Annotated in this window: 20 protein-coding genes; 5 read left to right on the top strand and 15 right to left on the bottom strand. The window is 42.6% G+C overall.

Annotation, left to right across the window (positions count from 1 at the left end; genetic code table 11):
• Nucleotides 1–209: 209 nt before the first annotated feature.
• Nucleotides 210–590 (bottom strand): iron-sulfur cluster insertion protein ErpA, encoded by a 381-nt coding sequence (gene erpA / locus ACTQ9S_RS09350; protein WP_021813277.1) that lies wholly within the window; start codon nucleotides 588–590, stop codon nucleotides 210–212.
• 575 nt (nucleotides 591–1,165) lie between these two features.
• Between erpA and ACTQ9S_RS09345 the strand changes: the two genes are divergently transcribed.
• Nucleotides 1,166–3,199, top strand: a complete 2,034-nt coding sequence (locus ACTQ9S_RS09345; RefSeq protein ID WP_350657152.1) for an ATP-binding cassette domain-containing protein — start codon at nucleotides 1,166–1,168, stop codon at nucleotides 3,197–3,199.
• A 103-nt stretch (nucleotides 3,200–3,302) separates the two neighbouring features.
• Here ACTQ9S_RS09345 and ACTQ9S_RS09340 read toward each other — a convergent pair whose 3' ends face one another.
• Nucleotides 3,303–3,665, bottom strand: a complete 363-nt coding sequence (locus tag ACTQ9S_RS09340) for a septal ring lytic transglycosylase RlpA family protein (protein ID WP_068033623.1) — start codon at nucleotides 3,663–3,665, stop codon at nucleotides 3,303–3,305.
• 713 nt (nucleotides 3,666–4,378) lie between these two features.
• Between ACTQ9S_RS09340 and ACTQ9S_RS09335 the strand changes: the two genes are divergently transcribed.
• Nucleotides 4,379–5,401: a DnaJ C-terminal domain-containing protein gene (locus ACTQ9S_RS09335; RefSeq protein WP_440454778.1), complete on the top strand. Its 1,023-nt coding sequence runs from the start codon at nucleotides 4,379–4,381 to the stop codon at nucleotides 5,399–5,401.
• A gap of 61 nt (nucleotides 5,402–5,462) precedes the next feature.
• Nucleotides 5,463–5,786, top strand: a complete 324-nt coding sequence (locus ACTQ9S_RS09330; RefSeq protein ID WP_440454777.1) for a chaperone modulator CbpM — start codon at nucleotides 5,463–5,465, stop codon at nucleotides 5,784–5,786.
• Between the two features lie 102 nt (nucleotides 5,787–5,888).
• Here ACTQ9S_RS09330 and sstT read toward each other — a convergent pair whose 3' ends face one another.
• The 4 genes from sstT to ACTQ9S_RS09310 all read right to left on the bottom strand — a co-directional run bounded on the left by sstT (nucleotide 5,889) and on the right by ACTQ9S_RS09310 (nucleotide 10,516).
• A complete protein-coding gene (gene sstT, locus ACTQ9S_RS09325) occupies nucleotides 5,889–7,091 on the bottom strand; it encodes a serine/threonine transporter SstT (protein WP_068033629.1) in 1,203 nt (400 codons plus the stop codon).
• Between the two features lie 312 nt (nucleotides 7,092–7,403).
• Nucleotides 7,404–7,877 (bottom strand): DNA polymerase III subunit chi, encoded by a 474-nt coding sequence (locus ACTQ9S_RS09320; protein ID WP_440454776.1) that lies wholly within the window; start codon nucleotides 7,875–7,877, stop codon nucleotides 7,404–7,406.
• 7 nt (nucleotides 7,878–7,884) lie between these two features.
• Nucleotides 7,885–9,555, bottom strand: a complete 1,671-nt coding sequence (locus tag ACTQ9S_RS09315) for a leucyl aminopeptidase (protein WP_440454775.1) — start codon at nucleotides 9,553–9,555, stop codon at nucleotides 7,885–7,887.
• Nucleotides 9,556–9,910: 355 nt separating this feature from the next.
• A complete protein-coding gene (locus ACTQ9S_RS09310) occupies nucleotides 9,911–10,516 on the bottom strand; it encodes a cysteine hydrolase family protein (protein WP_350657156.1) in 606 nt (201 codons plus the stop codon).
• A 529-nt stretch (nucleotides 10,517–11,045) separates the two neighbouring features.
• Here ACTQ9S_RS09310 and ACTQ9S_RS09305 point away from each other — a divergent pair.
• A complete protein-coding gene (locus ACTQ9S_RS09305; protein WP_440454774.1) occupies nucleotides 11,046–12,335 on the top strand; it encodes an LPS export ABC transporter permease LptF in 1,290 nt (429 codons plus the stop codon).
• Nucleotides 12,335–13,534, top strand: a complete 1,200-nt coding sequence (lptG, locus tag ACTQ9S_RS09300) for an LPS export ABC transporter permease LptG (protein WP_068325348.1) — start codon at nucleotides 12,335–12,337, stop codon at nucleotides 13,532–13,534. The genes ACTQ9S_RS09305 and lptG overlap by 1 nt, the downstream gene beginning before the upstream one ends.
• Before the next feature lie 176 nt (nucleotides 13,535–13,710).
• Here lptG and ACTQ9S_RS09295 read toward each other — a convergent pair whose 3' ends face one another.
• The 9 genes from ACTQ9S_RS09295 to recN all read right to left on the bottom strand — a co-directional run bounded on the left by ACTQ9S_RS09295 (nucleotide 13,711) and on the right by recN (nucleotide 21,948).
• A complete protein-coding gene (locus ACTQ9S_RS09295) occupies nucleotides 13,711–14,319 on the bottom strand; it encodes a class I SAM-dependent methyltransferase (protein ID WP_068325351.1) in 609 nt (202 codons plus the stop codon).
• A gap of 217 nt (nucleotides 14,320–14,536) precedes the next feature.
• Nucleotides 14,537–15,673: a YecA family protein gene (locus ACTQ9S_RS09290; RefSeq protein WP_440454773.1), complete on the bottom strand. Its 1,137-nt coding sequence runs from the start codon at nucleotides 15,671–15,673 to the stop codon at nucleotides 14,537–14,539.
• 2 nt (nucleotides 15,674–15,675) lie between these two features.
• Nucleotides 15,676–16,614, bottom strand: a complete 939-nt coding sequence (gene xerD, locus ACTQ9S_RS09285; protein ID WP_440454772.1) for a site-specific tyrosine recombinase XerD — start codon at nucleotides 16,612–16,614, stop codon at nucleotides 15,676–15,678.
• Nucleotides 16,615–16,638: 24 nt separating this feature from the next.
• Nucleotides 16,639–17,841, bottom strand: coding sequence for a methyltransferase (locus tag ACTQ9S_RS09280; protein ID WP_440454771.1), 1,203 nt, complete (start codon nucleotides 17,839–17,841; stop codon nucleotides 16,639–16,641).
• A 106-nt stretch (nucleotides 17,842–17,947) separates the two neighbouring features.
• The gene (tusA, locus tag ACTQ9S_RS09275; protein WP_440454770.1) at nucleotides 17,948–18,274 is read right to left on the bottom strand and encodes a sulfurtransferase TusA; all 327 of its coding nucleotides are present in this window, start codon (nucleotides 18,272–18,274) and stop codon (nucleotides 17,948–17,950) included.
• Nucleotides 18,275–18,303: 29 nt separating this feature from the next.
• Complete coding sequence (locus ACTQ9S_RS09270) at nucleotides 18,304–18,834, bottom strand: hypothetical protein (protein WP_440454769.1); 531 nt, start codon at nucleotides 18,832–18,834, stop codon at nucleotides 18,304–18,306.
• Between the two features lie 91 nt (nucleotides 18,835–18,925).
• A complete protein-coding gene (gene ruvX, locus ACTQ9S_RS09265; RefSeq protein ID WP_068033660.1) occupies nucleotides 18,926–19,447 on the bottom strand; it encodes a Holliday junction resolvase RuvX in 522 nt (173 codons plus the stop codon).
• A gap of 92 nt (nucleotides 19,448–19,539) precedes the next feature.
• Nucleotides 19,540–20,103, bottom strand: a complete 564-nt coding sequence (locus ACTQ9S_RS09260) for a YqgE/AlgH family protein (protein ID WP_068033662.1) — start codon at nucleotides 20,101–20,103, stop codon at nucleotides 19,540–19,542.
• A gap of 165 nt (nucleotides 20,104–20,268) precedes the next feature.
• The gene (recN, locus tag ACTQ9S_RS09255; protein ID WP_440454768.1) at nucleotides 20,269–21,948 is read right to left on the bottom strand and encodes a DNA repair protein RecN; all 1,680 of its coding nucleotides are present in this window, start codon (nucleotides 21,946–21,948) and stop codon (nucleotides 20,269–20,271) included.
• Nucleotides 21,949–22,126 lie beyond the last annotated feature (178 nt).

Genomic DNA, 22,126 nt, shown 5'->3' with positions numbered 1-22,126 from the left:
ACTAACTAGAAAATAGTAGCAAAAAACTAAGATAATCGGTGCTATTCACGCGTATTTACCTTCATTTTTTCGTTACTTGTACCATGTAATTACAGCTTTATCCATACCAAGACACTTAGGATAAAGTTATTAGACTAAAAAGCACCTAACAATCAGATAGGTGCCTTAGCAAAACAAATAATTTAAACAATCAATATTAAAGCAGTCATTTAGATAGAGAATGACGAACCACAACCACAAGTGGTAGTCGCATTTGGATTGGTCACGATAAAGCGCGCGCCCTCTAACCCTTCGGTATAATCAACAGTAGAGCCTTGTAAGTACTGATAACTAAGCGAATCTACAACTAAAGTCACATCACCGTTATCAAAGTTGGCATCGTCTTCATTTAAGTCATTGGCAAAGTTAAAACCATAAGAGAAACCTGAACAGCCGCCACCAGTTACATAGACACGTAACATAAGGTCGCTATCACCTTCTTCTTCACGTAAGCGACGTACTTTTTGTGCCGCGCTATCAGTTAAACTTAATATGGTTGGGTCTACTGGTTGGCTTGAGCTTGGGCTAAATTGGTTGGCTGATTCGTTCATATCTACCTCAGTTGCTAGGATCAAATGCTGTCGTCGTCCTGTTTGGGTTTGCAGTTAAATAGTTGCAAATAAAGATACGCACGGCGTTTGATTCGATTGGGTGCTGTGATTATGGCGATGTTATCGGTGTGACTAATGGAGCATTATAAATATAGTATTTGTGCCATCATAACTATTTAGTTGAAGGCCGGTACTTATCTTATAGCAGTATATCATAATGGGGGTAACGATTAGTTTGTCAAGAGTGACTCTATATAGTCAATCCACTATAAAAGAGTGACGGTGTTAACCTCGTTTGAAGTATCACCTATACATCTGCATTCGGTTGCCTTGACCCTCTTTTAAATTGAATCAACTATAATGACATTCAATTAGTCAAAGCTAAGCATTTATTATGCCTATAATTGCCAATCAAACCTCAAGTTACTTCTTATAATAAATGCTTGGTTTTAAAATAGTTATTTAATCGTTTGCCTATGGGGCAAGCGTTTGAAATAATAGCCGCCAGTTAACATGCCAGATGTGTGTTTCTTATTGCCTTATATTTTATATTACTGTTGAGATGAAGAAATTATATGATCGAATTTAAAGACGTTGGTGTTCGCCGTGATGGTCGTGAATTGTTTGCAGGGGCAAGCTTTCAGCTACATCCGGGCCACAAAGTTGGCTTGACGGGCAACAACGGCACTGGTAAATCGACCTTGTTTGCCTTATTACTGACGCGGATGGGCACTGGTGATACCGAGGTTACCCTTGATAGGGGCGAAGTGAGCATTCCTGATAGCTGGCATGTGGCGCATATGGCGCAGGAAGTGGGCGCGAGTGCACAAACGGCGATTGATTATGTATTAAGTGGTGACGAGCAGTGGTATGAGATTAACGCTGCTTTAAACGATTTGAGCAGTGTCAGTGATGAGCAGATTGGAGTGTTGCATCAGCAGTTTGATGAGATCGATGGCTATCGCACCCCAACCAAAGCCGCACAAATCATGGCGGGATTAGGTTTTAACACCAATCAGCATGAGCTGCCCGTAGAAGGGTTTTCGGGTGGTTGGCGTATGCGTTTAAACCTCGCCAAAACCTTGATGAGCCGTGCAGACTTAATGCTACTCGATGAGCCAACCAACCATTTGGACTTGGATGCCATTCTGTGGCTTGAGACTTGGATTAATGCCTTTACCGGTCTGGTCATCGTTATCTCACATGATCAAACCTTCTTGGACAATACTGTCGGTCATATCTTGCACGTTGAGCAGCAAAAAATCACCCTTTATACGGGTAACTATCAGCAGTTTATCCGTACTCGTCATGAGCGTATGGCGCAGCAGCAACAAGCGTTTGAGAAGCAAGAAGCAACCAAAGCACATTTGGATGACTTTATTCGTCGCTTCCGTGCTAAGGCCAGTAAAGCCAAGCAAGCACAGAGCCGTATCAAGCAGCTTGAGCGTATGGCAGAGCTATCACCGATGATGGCGGATAATCCATTTTCGTTCCGCTTTTACGAGCCAGCGAATATGAGCTCGCCATTGATTGAGCTAACCGATGCCGATATTGGTTATAGCGATACGCCACTACTTTATAATGCCAATGTGCAAGTGACCCCTGATACGCGTATCGGACTATTAGGCATGAATGGCGCGGGTAAATCGACTTTGGTTAAAGCCTTGGTCGGTGAGCTGGGTGTATTAAAAGGCAGTTATAACGTTTCAGATACGCTGAAACTTGGCTACTTTAATCAGCATCAAATGGATATCCTTGACCCTAAGGCAACCCCAATCGAGATGTTACGTCGTTTAGCAGGTAAAACGTCCGATGCGATGCTGCGCTCGTTTTTAGGTAGCTTTGATTTCCGTGGCGACCGTATCGATACCATCAGTGAGCTATTTTCAGGTGGCGAGCGCGCCCGTCTGACACTGGCTTTGATTGTCTGGCAACGTCCGAACGTCCTGGTACTTGATGAGCCAACCAACCATTTAGACTTACAAATGCGCCAAGCATTGACCATTGCCTTGCAAGGCTTTGAAGGGGCAGTGGTACTGGTCTCGCATGATCGCGAGTTGATTGCTAACGTCTGTGATGAGTTATATCTGGTCCATGATGGTCAAATCGATGAATTCGATGGTGATATTAGTGATTATGGTAAGTGGTTAGCAGAAAAACGCAAACAAGAAAATTCGTCAGATAAAGGCAGTAGTAAGAAAAAGAACAAAAAAGCCAATAAGAAGTTTGTTTCACGTGAAACGAACGACAGTCAAGCAACGAGCCAAGTAAACAATAAAACATCTACTGCGCCAGCAAATAACAAAGCTGTTCAGCCTGCGCTTAGTAAAGATGCGCAGCGCAAGATGGCAGCTGAGCAACGCAAGCTAACGGCACCGATTCGCCGTGAGATTGAAAATACAGAAAAAGCATTAGCTAAGATTGATGGACAGCTAGTTATGCTCGAAGAAAAGCTTGCTGACACCACCCTTTATGAAGAAAGTCGCAAGTCTGATTTGCTTGTTTTACTGAATGAGCAGACTGCGCTACAGCAGCAGCATAGCGATAATGAAGAAAAGTTATTGCTGTCGATGACGACGCTAGAAGAGATGGAAGCCAGTTTTGACTAGACAGCTCTAATAAGTGCGATGCGGTTGTGCACTTAAAGCTATTATTTACTTAAAATAGCAGACATAAAAAAAGGGAGAGCGTTAGCTCTCCCTTTTTATTACATTATTGTCTACGGTATTTGCCATCACCATAAGATAGTATCTTCATAGTGGTCGTACAAAGTTGACAGTTTATTTTACCAGCAGCGCCTTTAGACAAATCAAGGATTCGTCCTTTCGTAAAAGGTCCTCTATCCGTGATTTTTACTATTACGCTCTGCTTTGTCTTTTTGTTGGTCACTTCTACCTTCGTACCAAAAGGCAGCGTTTTATGCGCGGCAGTCATAGCATTCATATTAAAGATGCTTCCACTAGCGGTACGTTTACCATGAAACTTATTACCATAATAACTGGTGTTGCCAGCAAAGACTGTGGTAGTAAGTAATAGTGATAATGTGACAACTAAAGACTTGATTAAATAAGACATTTAATACCTTTATGCAGTTTATAAGATAGACAGATATTTTTGCCTACGTATTTATACTCCCTATGAGTATGAATAATAGGGAGATTTTACAAGAGTGAGCTTGTCATATTATTACTGCTGTGTAAAAAACTCATGAGGTCAAATACCTGTTTTTTAAGAAGAAAAAGATATTTTTCAGTTAAAAAAATGATGATATAAGTACTGAAAGTAGCCTTATAAAGATTGATTCTCATAAAGAAGTCAACAAAATACTGGAAATATAACAATACAATGTAACTAGGTAATATATAAAGACCAGAACTATCGATATAGCATAATTAACGTCATAAAAACCTAATTAGAAATAGCTAACATAATGTAAAAAAACCTTGCTATATTCTTACTTATTATTACAAACAAAGTGCTGAGTTGTCTTATATTGCTTCTAAACGAGAGGGACGTGCATCCATTGCCCTCACCAAACTGACACTACGCCAACAGTTGTCAAAGAACAATGATGCCAGAATCATAGTGACGCACGCTAATATAGTGACACACGCTAATAATGATGTTTTAAGTGATTCAGATAATACAAATGCTAGTGTCGCTTGGCATCATTACTGGTAAGAATTTGTTAGCTATGGCCGCAGGCGAAAAAATGAAATACTGACTCAGTATCCCCATATTATCTATTAACTGGATTGTTAGCAAAAAATACGATAAGGAAAAACAACATGGCAGAGAAAAACTACTATGACATTTTAGGGGTCAAAAAAGACGCCTCAGACGCTGATATCAAGAAAAAGTACCGTAAGCTCGTTCGACAATTTCATCCAGATGTCAGTGACGATCCAGATGCTGACAATAAGATTGCTGAGATTAACAATGCTTACGAGACGCTTAGGGACAAGGACAAGCGTAGCGAGTATGACGCGATGCTAAATAATCCATTCGCTGGACGAGGTAGTGCTGGCGGCTTCGGTGGTCAATCGGCTGGCGGTGGGCAGGGTGGTTTCCGCTGGGAAGATATGAAAGATCAGTTCGGAGAGGGCGAAGCCTTCGGTGGTGGCGGTTTTCGCTTCGATGATATATTTTCGGCATTTGGACGTGGGGCACGTGGCTCAGCTGGTGGACAGACAGGTAGCCGCTCTCAAAGTAGTGGCTTTGATCAATTTGGTGGTGGTTTTGGGTCGCAAGATAGCAAGGGTCAAGACCAACATGCAGAGATTACTGTGGATTTAACCTCGGTCTATAGCGGAGACGATTATAGTATTAAGTTAAATGTCCCTGTCCGTCAGCCCAATGGCAGTGTAGATTATGAGAATAAAACCCTTAAGATTAAGATTCCTAAAGGCATCACTGATGGCAAGCAAATTCGCTTAGCAGGGCAAGGTGCTGCTGGTGGCGGTAATGGCAAAAATGGTGATTTATTCTTGAAGGTCAAAATCAATCACGCAGCTAACATTCGTATCGAAGGCGCGGACGTTTATCAAACAGTCAATATAGCGCCATGGGAAGCGGCATTGGGAGACAAAATCAACGTCAGTACGCCAGCAGGTACACTTGGCGTGACGGTTCCTAAAAACAGCAAATCTGGTAGCAGTTTACGTCTAAAGGGTAAAGGAATTCCTGCTAAGCAAGCGGGTGATTTATATTTAACCTTAAATATCGTCAACCCTGATATCAGTAGCGAGACTGCAACCCAAGCTTATGAGCAATTAAAGCAAGCGTTTGCCGGCACCTCAATCAGCCGTTGATAGAGAGATAGGATGCTCAATTGAAGACGATGAAAATAAAGAGATAACGAGGATGATAATTATGAAAAACTCGCCCGAATTAAACGATATTGTATTGAGCTTAGATGAGCTAGTGTCTGCCTGTGGTCAAGACCATCAATGGGTACTGGCGTTGATTGAAGAAAATGTCATTGAATATGATGTACCAGAGCACCAGCAATTTACCGGCTATCAGCTGACGACGGTACGCCGCGCCTCACGTCTGAGTCGTGACTTTGAAGCCAGTGTGCCGGCGATTGGTTTGATACTTGAGCTGCTAGATGAAGTCGAACAATTACGTCAATTAAAACGTCAGTTAGAAGGGCAAGCACCAATCATTGAAGTAGATATTGAACATTTAAAATAGTTAGTTTGATAGTAAAAAGTAGACATACAAAAAGGGCCTCAATGATGAATTGGACCCTTTTCTGTTTGTGAAGCTTAATTTATAAATCTGAATATCTATCAATTAACGTGAATATTTAGGATCAGCTGCTGCGGTAAATAGTACGTCAGTTGAAGAGTTTAGTGCTGTTTCTGCAGAGTCTTGAATGACACCAATGATAAAGCCAATCGCAACCACTTGCATTGCAATGTCATTTGGAATACTAAATAGGCTCGCAGCCAATGGAATCAATAATAAAGAACCACCAGCGACACCAGATGCACCGCAAGCACTAACGGTTGCAACTAGGCTTAGTAGCAGCGCTGACGCAAACGTTACTTCGATACCCAAAGTATGCGCAGCAGCAAGTGTTAAAACGTTAATTGTAATCGCCGCGCCTGCCATATTAATAGTCGCACCCAGTGGAATAGTTACTGAATAAGTATCTTCGTGCAGACCTAGTTTACGGGCAAGGTTCATGTTGACGGGAATGTTGGCCGCCGAACTACGCGTAAAGAATGCCGTAATCCCTGACTCGCGCAGGCAAGTAAACACTAGTGGATAAGGATTTTTGCCAGTCTTAATGAGGACGATGATAGGGTTGGCCACTAGAGCGATAAACAGCATACAACCGACCAGCACCATCAAAATACGCGCATAACCTGCTAAAGAAGCAAAACCTGTCTCGGCGACGGTATTGGCAACCAAGCCTAAGATACCAAAAGGCGCTAGGGCAATAACCCACTTCACGACTTGAGAGATGGCATCAGCAAAATCGCCGACAACGGTACGAGCAGTATCGCTGGCTTGACGCAGGGCAAAGCCGATGATAATTGCCCATGCTAAGATACCGATATAGTTGGCTTCCGCAATAGCATTAACAGGGTTTGCGACTAGATTCATAAGAAGATTGGTTAATACTTCTTTGAGGTTAGCAGGTGGGACTTGCTCGATGGTAGCATTTACTAAAACCAATTCGGTCGGGAATAAAAAGCTGGCGCCCACTGCCGTCAATGCCGCCAAAAATGTGCCAAACATATACATGATAAGTACGGGTTTAACGTAGACTTCATTACCACTGCGATGTTGACTAATCGCTGCCATGACCAAAATAAATACCAATATCGGGGCAACTGCTTTTAGCGCACCCACAAATAACGTACCTAATAATCCTAATGCAATCCCAATATTTGGTGCCAACCAACCAATTAATACTCCTAATATTAAACCAATAATAATGAGCGGCACCAGCCCTATACGCTGGTACATCGCAGTCAATGAACGCATCTATACACCCTTTAGTTAGTCAGTAAAAAGTAAGTTAATAATGGAAGTAAAAAACTAATCGACGGATGGTAGCATTTTTTCAGATATTCGCATACCAGTCATACTAGAGGTGGGTAGATATCAAAGTGATAAAGAGAGATAAGAAGAAGATGAAAAAAGAAAAAGTGTAATGAATAAAATAAAATTCGCAGGCGAGTATAGGCAATAACTAGTTTGTAAAAAACTGGCCTATCTATAAGGTCTAATAGGTGAGGAAGGTTGCATAGATAATAACAGTCGAAGCATCATAGCTTCATAAGAGAAATGAGCCAACTACACTTTAAAGTGAGTAAGCTCATAGCCTAATTGTTGGTAGATCTTGTATTTGTGACGACCTTCTTGAACGCTGATGGCGTCAGGTTTTATTAGCTCAAGGACGCGAGAAGGTTTAGCATTGCTGGTCGCTGCCATGAAATCATTGACCGGATGTATCGTAGTATTGAGTACGATACCATTAAAATCTGCTGGCATATAAGCACCAAGCAATACCGGTGCTAAAGGGTTGCTAGTAGCAACATCAATATCAGCACCTTTAGTATCAACATTGGATAGGCGTTGATGCGGTATAAAGCTGGCAGCATCTTGTGCCCATAGCGCCTCATCAAGCGTTGATAGCAACGCGTCATCTTTAATAAGAATCAGTATTGACTGAGTACTTTTATTGAGCGCCGTTTGAGTCAACTGACAAATAAAGCCCAAGAAATCTTGGGCTTTACTCTCACTTAAAACATAAAAACTGATTTTCATAAATCGATTAGGCCATATTTGCGCTGTTTTTTAAGTATTGCATAAATAACGGCACAGGGCGACCAGTTGCCGCTTTATCTTTGCCTGAGTTCCACGCCGTGCCAGCAATGTCTAAATGCGCCCATGCTTGACCTTCTTCAACGAAGCGCGATAAGAAGCATGCGGCAGTTACTGCCCCTGCACCTTTACCACCGATATTTTGCATATCAGCGATTGGCGAATCGAGCTGCGCTTGATATTCGTCATCCATCGGCATATGCCAAATGAGATCACCCGATAAGTTACTAGCATTTTCTAAGTCGAATAATACGTCTTCATCATTACTAAAGACTGCTGAGCGCACATGACCTAAAGCAACCACGCAAGCACCAGTCAATGTTGCTACATCGATGATGGCTGTTGGCTGATAGCGTTGTACGTAGCATAAAGTATCTGCTAACACTAAACGGCCTTCAGCATCGGTATTTAAGATTTCAACTGACTTGCCATTCATGGCTTTAACGATATCGCCAGGGCGGGTTGCATCACCTGATGGCATGTTTTCTGCGCAAGCTAAAGCACCAACGACGTTAATCGGCAGACGCGCTTCACATAGAGCTTTAATCGTCCCCAGTACTGCTGCTGAGCCGCCCATGTCAAACTTCATCTCATCCATTGCCGCACCTGGCTTAATTGAGATACCACCTGAATCAAAGGTTACGCCTTTACCGACTAGTACGATAGGAGCATCGTCGTTGACAGCTTGTGCATTATTATCACTACTTGTCACTGCATTTTTAGCAGATTTCTTGTTAGAAGTTTTGGTCGGTAATTTATCAGCCAATGCTTTTAGACCACCAGAAACTTTCGCACTGCTAGTCGTTTCTTTGGTAGAGCCCGCATTCGCACTGAAGTTAGATTTACCGCGATACTCCATAAGCACGAGCTTGCCTTCTTTAGTAGAGCCTTGTGCTACCGCTAAGAAGCAGTTCATACCCAATGCTGACATCTCGTCTTCACCTAGTACCGTCACTTTTAACAAGTCAGGATAGGTTGTTGCAAGGGTTTCGGCTTGTTCTGCCATATACGCTGGGAAACAGATATTACCTGGCTCATTAGCCACGTCACGAGTTAAGCTTTGACCAGCAAACACGGATTTTGCGAATTCTAGCGCAGGCTGTAATGACTCGTCAGCTACTAGATAGATATCGTTAAGTACTGGCGTAGTCTGCTCAGACTTATATTTATCAAAACGATAAGTCGCCGCTAACAGATTAAGAGCGAATTGACTGAATTGATTCTCATCTAAGGCATCACCCAACGCGACAGTAATAGATGCTACACGCTTTTGAGTACTGGTATAGATGGTCTTAGCAATTTTCTGTAGTACGTTTTCATTAAGTTTATCAACGTTACCTACACCGACTAATAACACTTGGACAGGATTTTGCTTGGTGGTTTTTTTGTCACCTGCTAAGGCATAATCAGCAACCGTTTCACAGGCTTTACCGTTAAAGTGTGAGACTTCAATCAACTGCTCGATACGTGCGGTATAATCAGTTAACGCTGATGCAGCAAGAATGTTTTTCTTGTCATCAACCAAGACCACTAGGCAAGCTTCGTCTTTACTCTTCGCTTCTTTTTTTAGAATCTTTTGTGTATGAGTTTTAGGCAGGTGCTGAGATAATTTAATATTCATATAGTTATCCTTATTAGAGTGGTAAAACTAGAATCGTAAACAAATGATGCAAGTAATATTGGTGATTAAGTCTACAATTAATGCAAATATTTCACATCAAATTTTTAAAATAAAAAAATGTCACGCATAGCTTATTTATCACTCATTCGAGATTGGTGAATCCTGCACCTAGAGTGATAAAAGCGTTCTTACCATGACTGCATAGAGTTAAGTTGGTTAGCATGTTTAGCTATCTTTATAGTGTAGCATATCAGCTACTCAGTGCGCAGATGGCAGGGATTAGGTAATGTTTTCATACAATTTTCTGCGCTATTTTACTTAACTTGTCATCTATGAGCGATCAACTTATTGGCGATTAAGCATTGACCAGTTCATCAGTCGAGACTAAGGCTGCAAATCTATCTTGCAAAGCTGCCATAGCAGTATCATGCATGATGTCAGCACTTATCGTCTCTCTTTTGTCACTAGGAAGGTCACGAGTGGCACAAGCATCATGGCAGACGAAATTCTGAAAGCCTAAATCAAAAGCAGCCCTTACGCTTGAGCTGACACACATATGACTCATAAAACCAGCAAAAATAATCTGCTGTTTTTGAGTAGATGAGATAAGTTCTTTAAGGTCAGTGTTGTAAAAAGCATTAGGGTGCTTCTTGGTGATAGTTTTTTCGCCATCCATCGGTTTTAGATCGTCAACAATAGCGACGTTAGAGGATAATGGATCAAAGACATTGCCATTATCTGCACCATGATGAGCGATATGAAAGATAGGGATATCTTCTTTACGGGCTTTATCAAGCAGCAGGCTTGCGTTTGCAATCGCCTTGCTACCTAATTGACCTAGCGGCATAGCACCGTTCACGTATTCGTTTTGATAATCAATAAAGACGACAGCGCAATTTGACCAATCGAGCTTATCAAATTCACCACCAGCTAACTCAAGTAGGGTAGAAGGATTAGACATTTTATTCTCCATTGTGCGTTATAAGTATGAATTCTGACTATTGGCAATTTCTGGGTAGTAAGTTCTGAACATTGATATTAATAAGTGCTGACAGCTAACGAGTTTAGCAATTAATACTGGCAATATTCGGTGAGTGATACGAATGACAAACAAACCTTTCTAAATTAAATAAACCAAAGACTTCATATTATTAAACTCGCTTATCCTCAGCTGTTGTTAAGCTTTATTGTTTCTTTATCATATCGTCTGTCAACTCACAAAAAAACGTACAAATACGTAACTAGCAAGGGTTAGGTAATGTTTTCAAACACATTTCACCGCTATTTTTTGCCAAAACATGCTAGCATTAGCGGTTATCTTAATCGCTAATTTTTATACGGTATAGCTAATAAGTGACTTAGTTACGTTTACAGCTATTTAAGTATTCGTATGAAAAGCGCTACGCCTACAATATCTAGATACCACGCTGAAATTTGTCAATAAGCACGCGCCAAATCGCGCGAATACCAACTGTTTAAGAGTACCTATTGTGATATTACGCCGCTACATGACCCGTCAGGTTGCCTCCACTACCGCTTTAGTATTGGGGTTTTTGGTGGTGATGATGCTCGGTGGACGCCTGATTCGTTACTTTGGAATTGCCGCTGAAGGCAACTTAGATGTCAGCCTGTTATTTATCATTATTGGTTATAACTTGCCGTATTTCTTAGAGCTTATTTTACCACTGGCATTTTTTATTGCATTAATGCTGGTGTTCGGACGCTTGTATGTCGATCAAGAGATGGCGGTTATTAATGCCAGTGGGGTCTCACGTGGTAAGCTTGCCCGATTGATGACGCCATTAATCTTGGCGTTGTTTGTGGGTGAGGCGGCACTATCGATTGTCGGCAAACCGTGGGGCGTGCGCTCATCTGAGACTGTTTGGCAGCAGCAAGCATTAACCAGCGCTTTTGATTTGATTCGACCTAATGAGTTTATCAGTAGTGGTAATTATCATCTGTATGTAGGCAGTCTCAGTGACGATAAAAAGCAACTGCAAGATGTGGTACTTATCCAGTCTGAGCCTATCAAAAAAGGCAGCTCTACTAAAAACCTATCTGCCCCAGATATAAATACGGCAAATACTGTAAACAGCCCTGAGTTACCCAAAGAGTTGATTGATACTATGAAGAATAGTAATCAGTCTATTAGCAAAGATACCATTACTTTGGCTAAACGCGCTGAGCAAGTAGACAGTGCAAGTAGCGGCGTGACGCAGCTAGATTTATTTCAAGGTCGCCGCTATGAAGTGGGCGCAGGAAGTCTTAAATATAATCAAGTGGGCTTTGATCGTTACCGTATTACTTTGACTGAATCCTCTAAAGAGATAGTGACTGAGAATAATATCGAAACCCAAAAAATTGGGCAGTTATGGCAAGCGGCAACTGGTGGCGCGCAAGTTGGTAGTGTTAACGCATTACGTGCGGCACAAGGTGAGCTTGGCTATCGCTTTGCCTTACCTTGGCTGATGATTATCGCTCCTATGTTGGCAGTGCCACTTGCGCAAGTACGTCCGCGTCAAGGTCGCTGGTTACGCCTGTTCCCCTCTATTTTATTATTTGTCAGCTGTGCACTAGGTATCATATCTTTGAAGAATGCCGTGGGTAAAGGCAGTGTGAGCGTATGGGCATATGCATGGTTGGTATTAGGGTTTATGGCATTGGCGCTTTATATGAACTGGGGTAGCCGATTCCAGCATCGATTGCGTGTGCGTTTAGAAGATAAGTCATTAGGCTCTGTCGATAATTTAAGAAAAGACTCTAATGGAGGGCAACTATAATGCGCTCCTTGTTATCTAAAGCTCAAGTCTCTCAAAGCCCGTCTTCTAACTTAAAAGTGCTGGGACGTTATGTCAAAACCAATGCACTTCTCGCGATTATCGCCGCAGTAGTTGGGCTATGGGCGTTACAAGTCCTATTTACCTACTTGTCTGAGCTTGAGGATCTGACCGATAGCTACACTATGTCTGATGCGCTCAGATATATTTTTTACCGCTCACCCTATTTCTTAGAGCAATTCATGCCGACTGGTGCGCTACTTGGTGCCGTGGTAGGTTTAGGGTTACTAGCCAGTAAGAGTGAGCTGGTGGTCATGCGCGCCGCTGGTGTCAGTATTTATCGTATCGTCGGTTGGGTACTGCAACCGGCTTTGATTTTTGTCATACTCGCACTGGCTATCAATCAGTTCGTACTGCCGCATTCGAATCAATTGGCAAAAGAGATTAATAACGAAGACAGTAGTTCGCTGGTCACTTCTGTACGCGGCTATTGGACGATGCAGCCACGCTTTGCCAGTAATAATGATGGTGACGCACAGCCTGATGGTAGTGATATTTTGTATATTGATTATGCGGATGTACAAGGCAACATCGGAGAGGTCAAGCGTTGGCATTTGGATAATGATGGCAATTTGCAAACAGCTACTCATGCTGAGGGCGGACGTTATAGTGGACGTATACCAGCGCCTACTGCCAGTACCGAACCGAGCGAGCAATATCGTTATGAGTGGCAGCTGAACAATATGACTGAGCTGACTATTAATCAAGGCTTCGAGAGCAGTCAGTCTAGAGCCCCATTGAATACTTTAAGCCTGCCCTTTGCACCCGAATCTGTTTATTTACTGACACGTGAAGCAGAAGACTTATCGCTCACTCAGCTCTATAAACATCGACAATTTATGCAGCAGCAAGGCAAACGTTCCTTAGATCATGAGCTATCATTTTGGCAGAAGCTGCTGTCACCTTTGTCCATCTTGTCACTGGTGATTGTCGCTTGCTCCTTTGTCTTTGGCTCGCTGCGCACCCATAGCTTAGGCTTGCGTATTGTGGTGGCTTTACTCTTTGGTTTGCTGTTTAGTTACGTTCAGGATTTAGTGGGCTTTGTCTCATTGGCGACTGGCTTTTCACCTTTATTAATGGTGTTGTTACCGATTATCGGTAGTGCGGCGTTGGGTTTTTATCTCATAAAACGACAGATGTAGCTAAAAGCATTCAGACACAAAAAACACGCTAAAGCCGATAACTTTAGCGTGTTTTTTAATGCTTGATAAGTGATAGTCAAATCTAGATAGCTGCGATACAAGGAAACCGACTGCAGACTATACCGTAGTATGTCAAAAGAGATTGACGCTGTAGCGCGCTTATATCGATTTGCCTATTAGTCTTTGGTTGCCATAGTAATTGTATAAGTCTTACCTTGTTTAATTTTTTCGCTATTACCGAACACTTCAGTAAATGAGCGCTTCATAAACTGGCGCAAGCCATTAATCGTCACCACATAGAAACGCCCACCTTTACGCATGCGCGCATAGGCATCGAGGAAATATAGATAATGCTGCTCTTTTCCTACCTTGGCTGGCAAGTTGGACATTACGAGGCTAAAGTCTTTGTCTTTTGCCACATGATTAAAGCCGTTTGATAAATGTACATCAACATTTTTTAGACCATTTTTCTCACAGTTCAGACGCGCATATTCCACTGCCATAAAGTCTTTATCAATTAAAGTATGCAGACCATTCGGACATTCACGCGCTGCCGTCATGCCGAGTACGCCATAGCCACAGCCTAAATCTATCGAATCATCATCCGCTTGAAAATCAACGTAATCAAGCAGCATCAAACTGCCATCATCTAGCTTTTGCGGTGAAAAAATGCCCCACGTGGTCGCAAAATCAAACGGCTTGCCCAGCACATCTTGGCGAAAATTAATATCTTCACGCCAGTGTTGGGCGTTTTTCAATAGGTCAGCAGGGGGTCTATGGCTCATGGGATTCTCGGATAATAGATAAGTAAAAGGGGGTGTGCGGCTTAATCAGACGGCCTACACATTGTGACGAGTATTGTAACGAGAAAAGGGCAGGTTTGCAGCACGGATTAGTGGAGTTTGTGATTGGGTTTTAGTTTTAGAGTGCGTTCTTAACCCAGTTTATACTTTATAAAGATTTTAAATCTGGGTTAGAAATCCAGCTAATACTCGCTAATGGCTATACCCTATAAATATTATCAATATACCAACCTGTAAATTTGACATTATTATCAGCAAGAACATTTCTAGGTACATCTACAAACGAATCTGAGCCTATGTTGAAGAGTTCTTCGATTTTGCTACGCTGTATATCGCTCAAATATTCCCACCAACTAGGAGAAATAAAAGAGTTCTCAGCAGAGCTAAAAAAGAAATTAACTAAATAACTATACATTTCACTATTATCAATACTTAATAAAGATTGGATAAATCTATCTATTATCTTTGCTTTCTTTAACCAACTAAAGACTACAAAACCTTTTCCAGCACTTGAAAAAGCATTGAATACCAAGTATTCAGGCTTTACGCTTAAATCTGACAAATCTTGTATGGGTTTTCCATTGAAGTCTTGTGTAGGATTAATTACTGATGAAACTACAACTGGTATCGGCGATGAGGACTCTATAACTAAGAAGTTATAAGAGCTATTGCCTTTACTTAAAAGCTCAGAATCTACATCATTTTTAATTGTATATAATTCATTAATTGCTGCTTCTAAGCCTAACTGATAAAAGAAATTATGTTCTTGAATATTTATTTGAAATATAAGGGGTTTTCCTTGATCCATTTTTTTGATGAAACCTGAGACATCCAATGCATTTTCTTTAGCATAAATTTCTTTAGCGACTGATCTATAAGTCAGAGCTGTACACTGTTCTTGTGTACCTATAAATGGTATATCCTCAAAGCATGAAAATAACTGTTTATCATGCTTTGCACAAAAGCCCCTAAAAGTAGAAGCTTTATTTATACCAACTCTTTCAAATCTTAGTTTACCTTTGCTTTTTTGAAAACTTACTAAATTTTGTTTCAATCCTAAAACATGGTTGGTATTATCTGCTATATCGGATAAGCCACTAGATTTAGAGACAGTATGAGCTTTTATTATATTTGTACATTCTGATTTTAGTTCTTGAGGTGCATAGCAAGCCTCTCTTTTTGATATATTTTGTTCATACTGTATAACTTCGCCTTTAGAAATGGGCTGTTCACGTTCGCGATCTTTATGGCAACGTTTAAACTTTAAATTCGAACCACACCAACATTTGTCATTACGACCTAGTTTACGTATTTCATTAATATCAAATGTAAACATTACTAACCTCTCGGATGATGCTCGGCATGCAATTTCTGCAATCTCGCTGTCGCCACATGAGTATAAATCTGTGTCGTTGATAGATCACTATGCCCCAATAACAACTGCACGCTACGCAAGTCTGCCCCATTATTAAGTAGATGGGTAGCAAAGGCGTGACGAAGGGTATGCGGTGATAACTCTTTATCAATACTGGCGACCTTTGCGTACTTCTTTAATAAATACCAAAAATTCTGCCGCGTCATATAACCACCTTGCGCGGTCAAAAACACTGCTTGGCAATTCCCCGATTTCAAATGCGCAATCAAATCGCCGCGCCCATGAGACAGATAATCTTCCAGCGCATCTGCCGCATACTCACCTAATGGCACTAGACGTGTTTTATTACCTTTCCCCGTAATTTGTAGCCAACCAGAATTGAGATTTACTTGTTCAAGCGACAGATTAATCAATTCGCTGACTCGTAGACCGCAGGCATAGAGCACTTCTAGCATGGCTTTATCACGCAGTCCAAGCGCTGTGCTAGTGTCAGGCGCAGCAAGGAGATTATCGACATCCGCTTCTGCCAAGTCTTTGGGCAGTGGACGACCCAATTTGGGGCTTTTGATACGCTCGCAAGGATTGTCTTCACGCAGATTACTGGCAATCATCCAAAGGTAGAACTGCCGCAAGCTTGAGAGCATACGTGCTTGCGTGCGTGGGGTTTTGCCATCTTGAGTAAGGGTAGATAAGCAGTGCAGCACGTCATCCGCTTGCCATTTCGTCAGGGCAATAGGATTGGTGAGCTCGCAAGAGCGAAGGTCGCGGACATAAGCGTTACGCGTGCGTGTTGCAAGCCCACGTGCCAGCATCGCTTGACGAAACTCAGTGATATAAGCGGGTTCATCATCGACAGCTAGTGCTTTTGGTTGGCGCTGTTGTACGGCACGGTCGCGGCTCATGAGACAATACTCGACGGTTGAATGTTAAGCACGCTGCAAGCACCATAATGAGGTAACTTCCGCACTTCGCGCCGCAAAAAGTGGATCAGTCTCATCTTGGCTGCGACCATGCTTAGGTTTTGTATCTAGACGGTATTTCACTGCTAATCCAGCATTGGCAAACCAGTCCAATAATTCTTCACGAGTACGCAGCTGCAAATGTTCAGCCAAATCGGACAATATTAACCAAATCTCTCCTTGCTCCGCTAAGTGCTGTTTTGCGCCCTGCAAAAACCCACGCAGCATTGTGCTATTGGCATCATAAACGGCGTATTCGAGTGGTGAGCTGGGCTTAGCGGGCAGCCAAGGTGGATTACAGACAATCAGATTGGCCAGCGGCGCATCAGTCGGATACAAATCCGCTTGTTGCAACTTTACGTTAGCTAATTCTAATCGTGTAAAGTTCTCGCTGGCACAGTCCAAAGCACGTGGATTTAAGTCTGTTGCAATCACCTGTTTCACACCGCGCTGCGCTAAAATTATGGCTAGCAACCCAGTGCCAGTACCGATATCGTAGGCGACATTATTTACAGTCGGCAGCGGCGCATCAAGTAATAGCTGTACATACTCGTGACGAGTGGGCGCAAAGACGCCATAATGCGGGTAAATCGACACACCTAAGCTTTCAATCGACACACCTTTTTCGCGCCACTGCGCTGCACCTAACGCCCCTTGCAGGTCACGAAACGACAGTACGCAGGATTCATCAGCCGCTTTATCTAACTGGCCAAAAGCTGCTGTACAAGCGGTACTCACATCGGGCGCACGCCGTAAGTGGCTAACATAGTCAGTATCCAGCTCTAATAGCAAACGGCTCAATATGCGCGAGCGCTGGGCTTGAATTTGACGCTGCTGATGAAATAGGTTAGGTATGTCTTTGGGTGTCTCTGAGGATTCAGCTACAGTTTTATTAGCTGCTTTCTTTATTTTGCGCTGCTCAGAGCGTTCATTGGTACGCTCGATACGCCGTTTGAGGGCTTGTAGTAATTGCCGCGCATTATGAAAGTCACCGTGCCACAGTAGTGATGTGCCTTCGCACGCTAAGCGATAAGCTTCATCCGCCGTCGTTTTGTCATCGACTAATACAATACGCGCAGGCGGCAGATGATTGCTTTCAGATAACCAGCGGGCATGACGTAAGGTTTCGTTCTCAAACCACTGTACATACTGCTTTTGAGTTGCTAACACGCTATCTACCTTTAATTTGTGAATGATATATTTCGTACAAAGCAAAGATATCCTTATGTTATTAATGCTCTTATGTTATTAGTGCTATAGGTTCTATCGAACGTATTCAAGCATCCTTTTTCTTAACTAAATAACGATAAAGCGTGGCGCTTATAGGCGCGTTATCATCGCCATCGACAGTTATTTCATCAGGATCGACGTTTAAGCTCACATTTTCAGCAAGCGTCTCTTGATGCACAAGCGTATGTCCCAAATGACGGCAAAAATTAGGAATGTCACGAGTCGTCGCTGGGTCAGTGGCGAGTATTTCAATGACTTCACCAGCATCCGCTTTACGAATGGTTCGATGTAGCATCATTACTGGCTCAGGGCAGATTAACCCTTGGGTATCCAGATGATGATTAATAGTGGTGTTAGATATTGAAGTAGTCATAGTAGTTATATTATAAATGAGTAGTGAATTTAGGGATTGCTATCGATTGAAGATTCTTTAGGAGCTTGTTGCAATGCTTCAGCAGTGGCAGGTTCGTTAGTCAGATCCTCTTCAGCTTCTGTTTCGGCTTCTAAAAAATTAAAGAAGCGCTTAAAGTTAGCTCTGAATAAAAACGCCACGCCTAGCCATGAGGCCAGTCCCAACCATGCGGTATCGGCAAATAATAATCCACCAACCAGTATGATGGTGGATACTCCAATACTTAGCGCAATCATCGAAGGTTGGCTCAACCGATAGCGATAGATGACGAGACCATCATAAATAGTGATGGGGATGGTCAGGGCTATCAGCGCATAGGGTAGATTAAAAAACAACCGATAGAGTAGTTGATTGTCATGGAACGCTTTGATACTGGCAATAGTGCCAAAGACCATAAAAGCGATGATAGCGGCATAGATTAGATAGATCGCTATCTGGTTTGCGCGCTGTGCACCTTTAATACGTGCGATAGCGAGCGGCGCAAAGCCATGTTGCGTGGATTGGTCTGAGACAATGGGCATAATAATCAGGCATTTATCCATGTAGAGTGACGATATGTCAGAAATTAGCGGTATTTAAACAGAAAAACTGTCGCTTACTTAGTCCGCTTAATTAATCAGCTTTGATGGCGTCGATGGCGATACTGCTACTAGGATCAGCAAAATAAGTCGACATTAGGATACAGGCAGAAATATCATCGATTGGGTCGCGCTCATGCTTAATCCAACCATTCTCCCACGCAATTTCTCGCGCTGCGACTGAAGTCAGGCGCTCGTCACAAAGGGTCACTACCACTGGTAGATGCTGCTCCATAATTCTATGCGCTAGGCGACGAGAAAATTTATGCGCACGCTTTGACAGCATCGAGCTGCTCCCATCCATGTTAAGTGGTAACCCGACCACAACCTTTGCCACGCCCCACACCTTGATAATGCCTAACAAATTATCCCAATCTGGCTGACCATTATCCATCGCCAAAATATCGAACGCACGTGCAGTTTCGGTAATCGTATTGCCCAGCGCCATGCCCATCTTTTTAACCCCATAATCTAAAGCTAAGATAAGATGCGGCTTAATGGCTGGTTCGGCGACAGTAGTGTCGGTCGCTTCAAGGGTAGTATCAGGATCTACCATAATTATGCGTACTTCCTATTTCTATTAAGCTCAACTCGTTTAGTTTAACTGCTTTAACTTAGATGTTACTTTTGGCTGTCATAGCAAATATACTATGCATGACCGATATCGCTACTGAGATAATCAAAGTTAACCCCGATTTTTTCAGCGGCAAGCTGCCAACGTTCTTCAAAAGGCGTATCAAACAATAAAGTTAAATCAGCAGGACATACTAGCCAATCGCCGCTTTCAAGCTCGCGATCGAGTTGTTTTTTGCCCCAGCTGGCGTGGCCTAGGCATAGCTGGTAATGACCGACGCCTTGACCTGCGGCGATACGTTGCAAAATATCTTGGCTAGTAGTGATGCAGACATTTTCTGAGATAGCAAAAGAGGATGCCCATTCTGGCTGACCGGTATGCAGCACAAAGCCTACTTCAGGATACATCGGACCGCCTTCTAACGCTAAATCCTCCATAACCTGAGGGTTAGTGACATCGATATCTAAATCTTCTAATAACTTACCCACATGCGCTTGCTCGAGTGGACGATTCACCATTAAACCTAACGCACCTTGTTTATCATGGCGACAGATATAGATTAACGCCTTCTCAAACCGTGGGTCTGATAGATCAGGCGCTGCAATTAAGAAGTGATGGGTCAAGTTAGCTTTGGACATAGAGGCAAACGCAACATAAAAAAGATTAGACACTACTATATGGCGATACTAAATAGAAAAGCAATATAGAAAATAAACAGAAGCAAAAATCAACAGACTTGAGATGAGGATTAATTTTCTATTACCAACGTATTTATCAACAACGTATTTATTAATAATGTTTTTTTATTTTACATCGGTTAATAAACTACGTGCGTGCTCACGAGTGACATCAGTGATGTTCACACCGCCTGACATACGCGCCAGCTCATTTACCTGTGCATCTTTGGTCAAAATAATCAGCTCGCTTTGTGTCTGCTCATGATGATGCTTCTGTACTAGAATATGCTGATGCGCTTGAGCGGCGACTTGTGCTTGATGCGTAATCGCTAACAGTTGCTGCGTCTGCCCAAGTGTACGTAATAATTCGCCAACTACTTGCGCAGTACCGCCACTAATACCGACATCAACCTCATCGAAGACCAGCATAGGCTTAGCAGCATTGTTATCAGCATTGGTTACTTGCAAGACTTGCATGACCAGCGCCATACGCGACAATTCACCACCCGAGGCAATTTTATGTAGCGGCTGCATCGGCATACCAACGTTGGCACTGAATAACAGGTCGATGTCATAACAGCCTTGCGCATTATAATGATTAGGATCTGCCTTTTTGGTAAAGAAAAATTCACAGCGCGCATTAGGCAGGGCAAGAGGCTGTAATTGCTTGATAAGTTGTTTACTTACAACTGGCGCCGCTTTCGAGCGTTCTTTATTTAATTGCGTAGCTAGCGCTAAATAGTCTTGCCACGCTTGCTCAATTTGCGCCGCCATTGCATCACTGCTTGGCTCATTTTCTAATTGCTCTAACTGCGCTTCCCACATTTTAGCTTCAGCGATTAAGTCGCTAGCTGGCAAGCTATGTTTGCGTGATAAGCGATGCCCTAGACTGATAAGGCTATCTAACGCTTGCAAGCGCTCAGGATCAGGTAATTGCTGTTCAGCATAATCTGAAAGCATAGCAGTCACCTCAGTGATCTGCTGTTGTGCTAGATGTAGCTGCTCAGAGGCTTGCTCAAAAGTTTGGCTGACGCTCATTTGGTTATCACACAGTTTAATCGCTTGACCTAGCAAGGTCATGACGTCTGGCTCATCAGTGTCATTATCAAGCAGGTGCAGACCATGACTGGCCTCCGTCATCAAAGCTTCTATATTAGAAAGCTCTTCGTGCTCGGCTTCGACATCCGCATAATCGACGGCTAACAATGGTGCAATATCTGCTAGTTGGCTTTGCAAGAGCTGGATACGGTCTTGGCGCTGAGCTTCACGACTAGCAATCTCGTCCGCTTGGCGTTTTAGTCGTTGATACTGTTGGTAGCTACTAGCGGTTTGTGTTGCAAGTGGTGTAATTTGCGCCATCTCATCAAGCCATTGCACCACAAACTGCGGCTTTAGCAGCGCTTGTTGGGCATGTTGGCTATGGATATTGACGAGTAGTGCACCTAAACTTTTCAATTCTGCTAAGCTCACGGGCGTACCATTCAGCCACGCTTTTGAACGCCCACTATTGCTAAGTTGGCGTCGAATCAAGATTTCCGGCTCATCCAACGAGCGCTCATTTTGAATAAACCAATCGGCTATAATAGTGTTACTTGTCACATCAAACTGAGCATATATATCGGCATGAGCAGCACCATGTCTAACCATTGCGCTATCTGCTCGCTCACCTATACAAAGTGATAATGCATCAAGGAGTAACGACTTGCCGGCCCCTGTCTCACCGGTAATGACATTAAAGCCTTCAGCAACGCTTAGCTCATGTTCAGCAATCAGCGCAAACTGATATAAGGTTAACGATAAAAGCATTAAAGTCTCTCATGGTGGACAACTAACATTGAATAAGATCTTATAGTTAGGATCTTAATTAGGGTCAAACAGTCAGATGATATATGGTGACAACATAATTTAAATACAAATTTTTGTAGCTATTATTCGTATAAAGTCACATAAATTTTTTGGAAATTATCATCAATAATCTCAGTTA

The sequence above is a fragment of the Psychrobacter sp. ASPA161_9 genome (genome assembly GCF_051970275.1).
In the GTDB taxonomy this organism is placed as follows: domain Bacteria; phylum Pseudomonadota; class Gammaproteobacteria; order Pseudomonadales; family Moraxellaceae; genus Psychrobacter.
The sequence above is the reverse complement of the archived record's forward strand: the minus strand, read 5'-3'. Positions and strand labels throughout refer to the sequence as shown.

Excerpts from the sequence above, each read along its gene's own strand:
- ACTQ9S_RS09345 (WP_350657152.1), top strand. The coding sequence starts at position 1,166 with ATGATCGAATTTAAAGACGTTGGTGTTCGCCGTGATGGTCGTGAATTG.
- ACTQ9S_RS09310 (WP_350657156.1), bottom strand. The coding sequence starts at position 10,516 with ATGTCTAATCCTTCTACCCTACTTGAGTTAGCTGGTGGTGAATTTGAT.
- ACTQ9S_RS09330 (WP_440454777.1), top strand. The coding sequence starts at position 5,463 with ATGAAAAACTCGCCCGAATTAAACGATATTGTATTGAGCTTAGATGAG.
- recN (WP_440454768.1), bottom strand. The coding sequence starts at position 21,948 with ATGCTTTTATCGTTAACCTTATATCAGTTTGCGCTGATTGCTGAACAT.
- ACTQ9S_RS09260 (WP_068033662.1), bottom strand. The coding sequence starts at position 20,103 with ATGTCCAAAGCTAACTTGACCCATCACTTCTTAATTGCAGCGCCTGAT.
- ACTQ9S_RS09290 (WP_440454773.1), bottom strand. The coding sequence starts at position 15,673 with ATGTTTACATTTGATATTAATGAAATACGTAAACTAGGTCGTAATGAC.
- sstT (WP_068033629.1), bottom strand. The coding sequence starts at position 7,091 with ATGCGTTCATTGACTGCGATGTACCAGCGTATAGGGCTGGTGCCGCTC.
- ruvX (WP_068033660.1), bottom strand. The coding sequence starts at position 19,447 with ATGGTAGATCCTGATACTACCCTTGAAGCGACCGACACTACTGTCGCC.
- xerD (WP_440454772.1), bottom strand. The coding sequence starts at position 16,614 with ATGAGCCGCGACCGTGCCGTACAACAGCGCCAACCAAAAGCACTAGCT.
- ACTQ9S_RS09270 (WP_440454769.1), bottom strand. The coding sequence starts at position 18,834 with ATGCCCATTGTCTCAGACCAATCCACGCAACATGGCTTTGCGCCGCTC.
- tusA (WP_440454770.1), bottom strand. The coding sequence starts at position 18,274 with ATGACTACTTCAATATCTAACACCACTATTAATCATCATCTGGATACC.
- ACTQ9S_RS09320 (WP_440454776.1), bottom strand. The coding sequence starts at position 7,877 with ATGAAAATCAGTTTTTATGTTTTAAGTGAGAGTAAAGCCCAAGATTTC.
- ACTQ9S_RS09340 (WP_068033623.1), bottom strand. The coding sequence starts at position 3,665 with ATGTCTTATTTAATCAAGTCTTTAGTTGTCACATTATCACTATTACTT.
- ACTQ9S_RS09315 (WP_440454775.1), bottom strand. The coding sequence starts at position 9,555 with ATGAATATTAAATTATCTCAGCACCTGCCTAAAACTCATACACAAAAG.
- ACTQ9S_RS09335 (WP_440454778.1), top strand. The coding sequence starts at position 4,379 with ATGGCAGAGAAAAACTACTATGACATTTTAGGGGTCAAAAAAGACGCC.
- ACTQ9S_RS09295 (WP_068325351.1), bottom strand. The coding sequence starts at position 14,319 with ATGAGCCATAGACCCCCTGCTGACCTATTGAAAAACGCCCAACACTGG.
- lptG (WP_068325348.1), top strand. The coding sequence starts at position 12,335 with ATGCGCTCCTTGTTATCTAAAGCTCAAGTCTCTCAAAGCCCGTCTTCT.
- erpA (WP_021813277.1), bottom strand. The coding sequence starts at position 590 with ATGAACGAATCAGCCAACCAATTTAGCCCAAGCTCAAGCCAACCAGTA.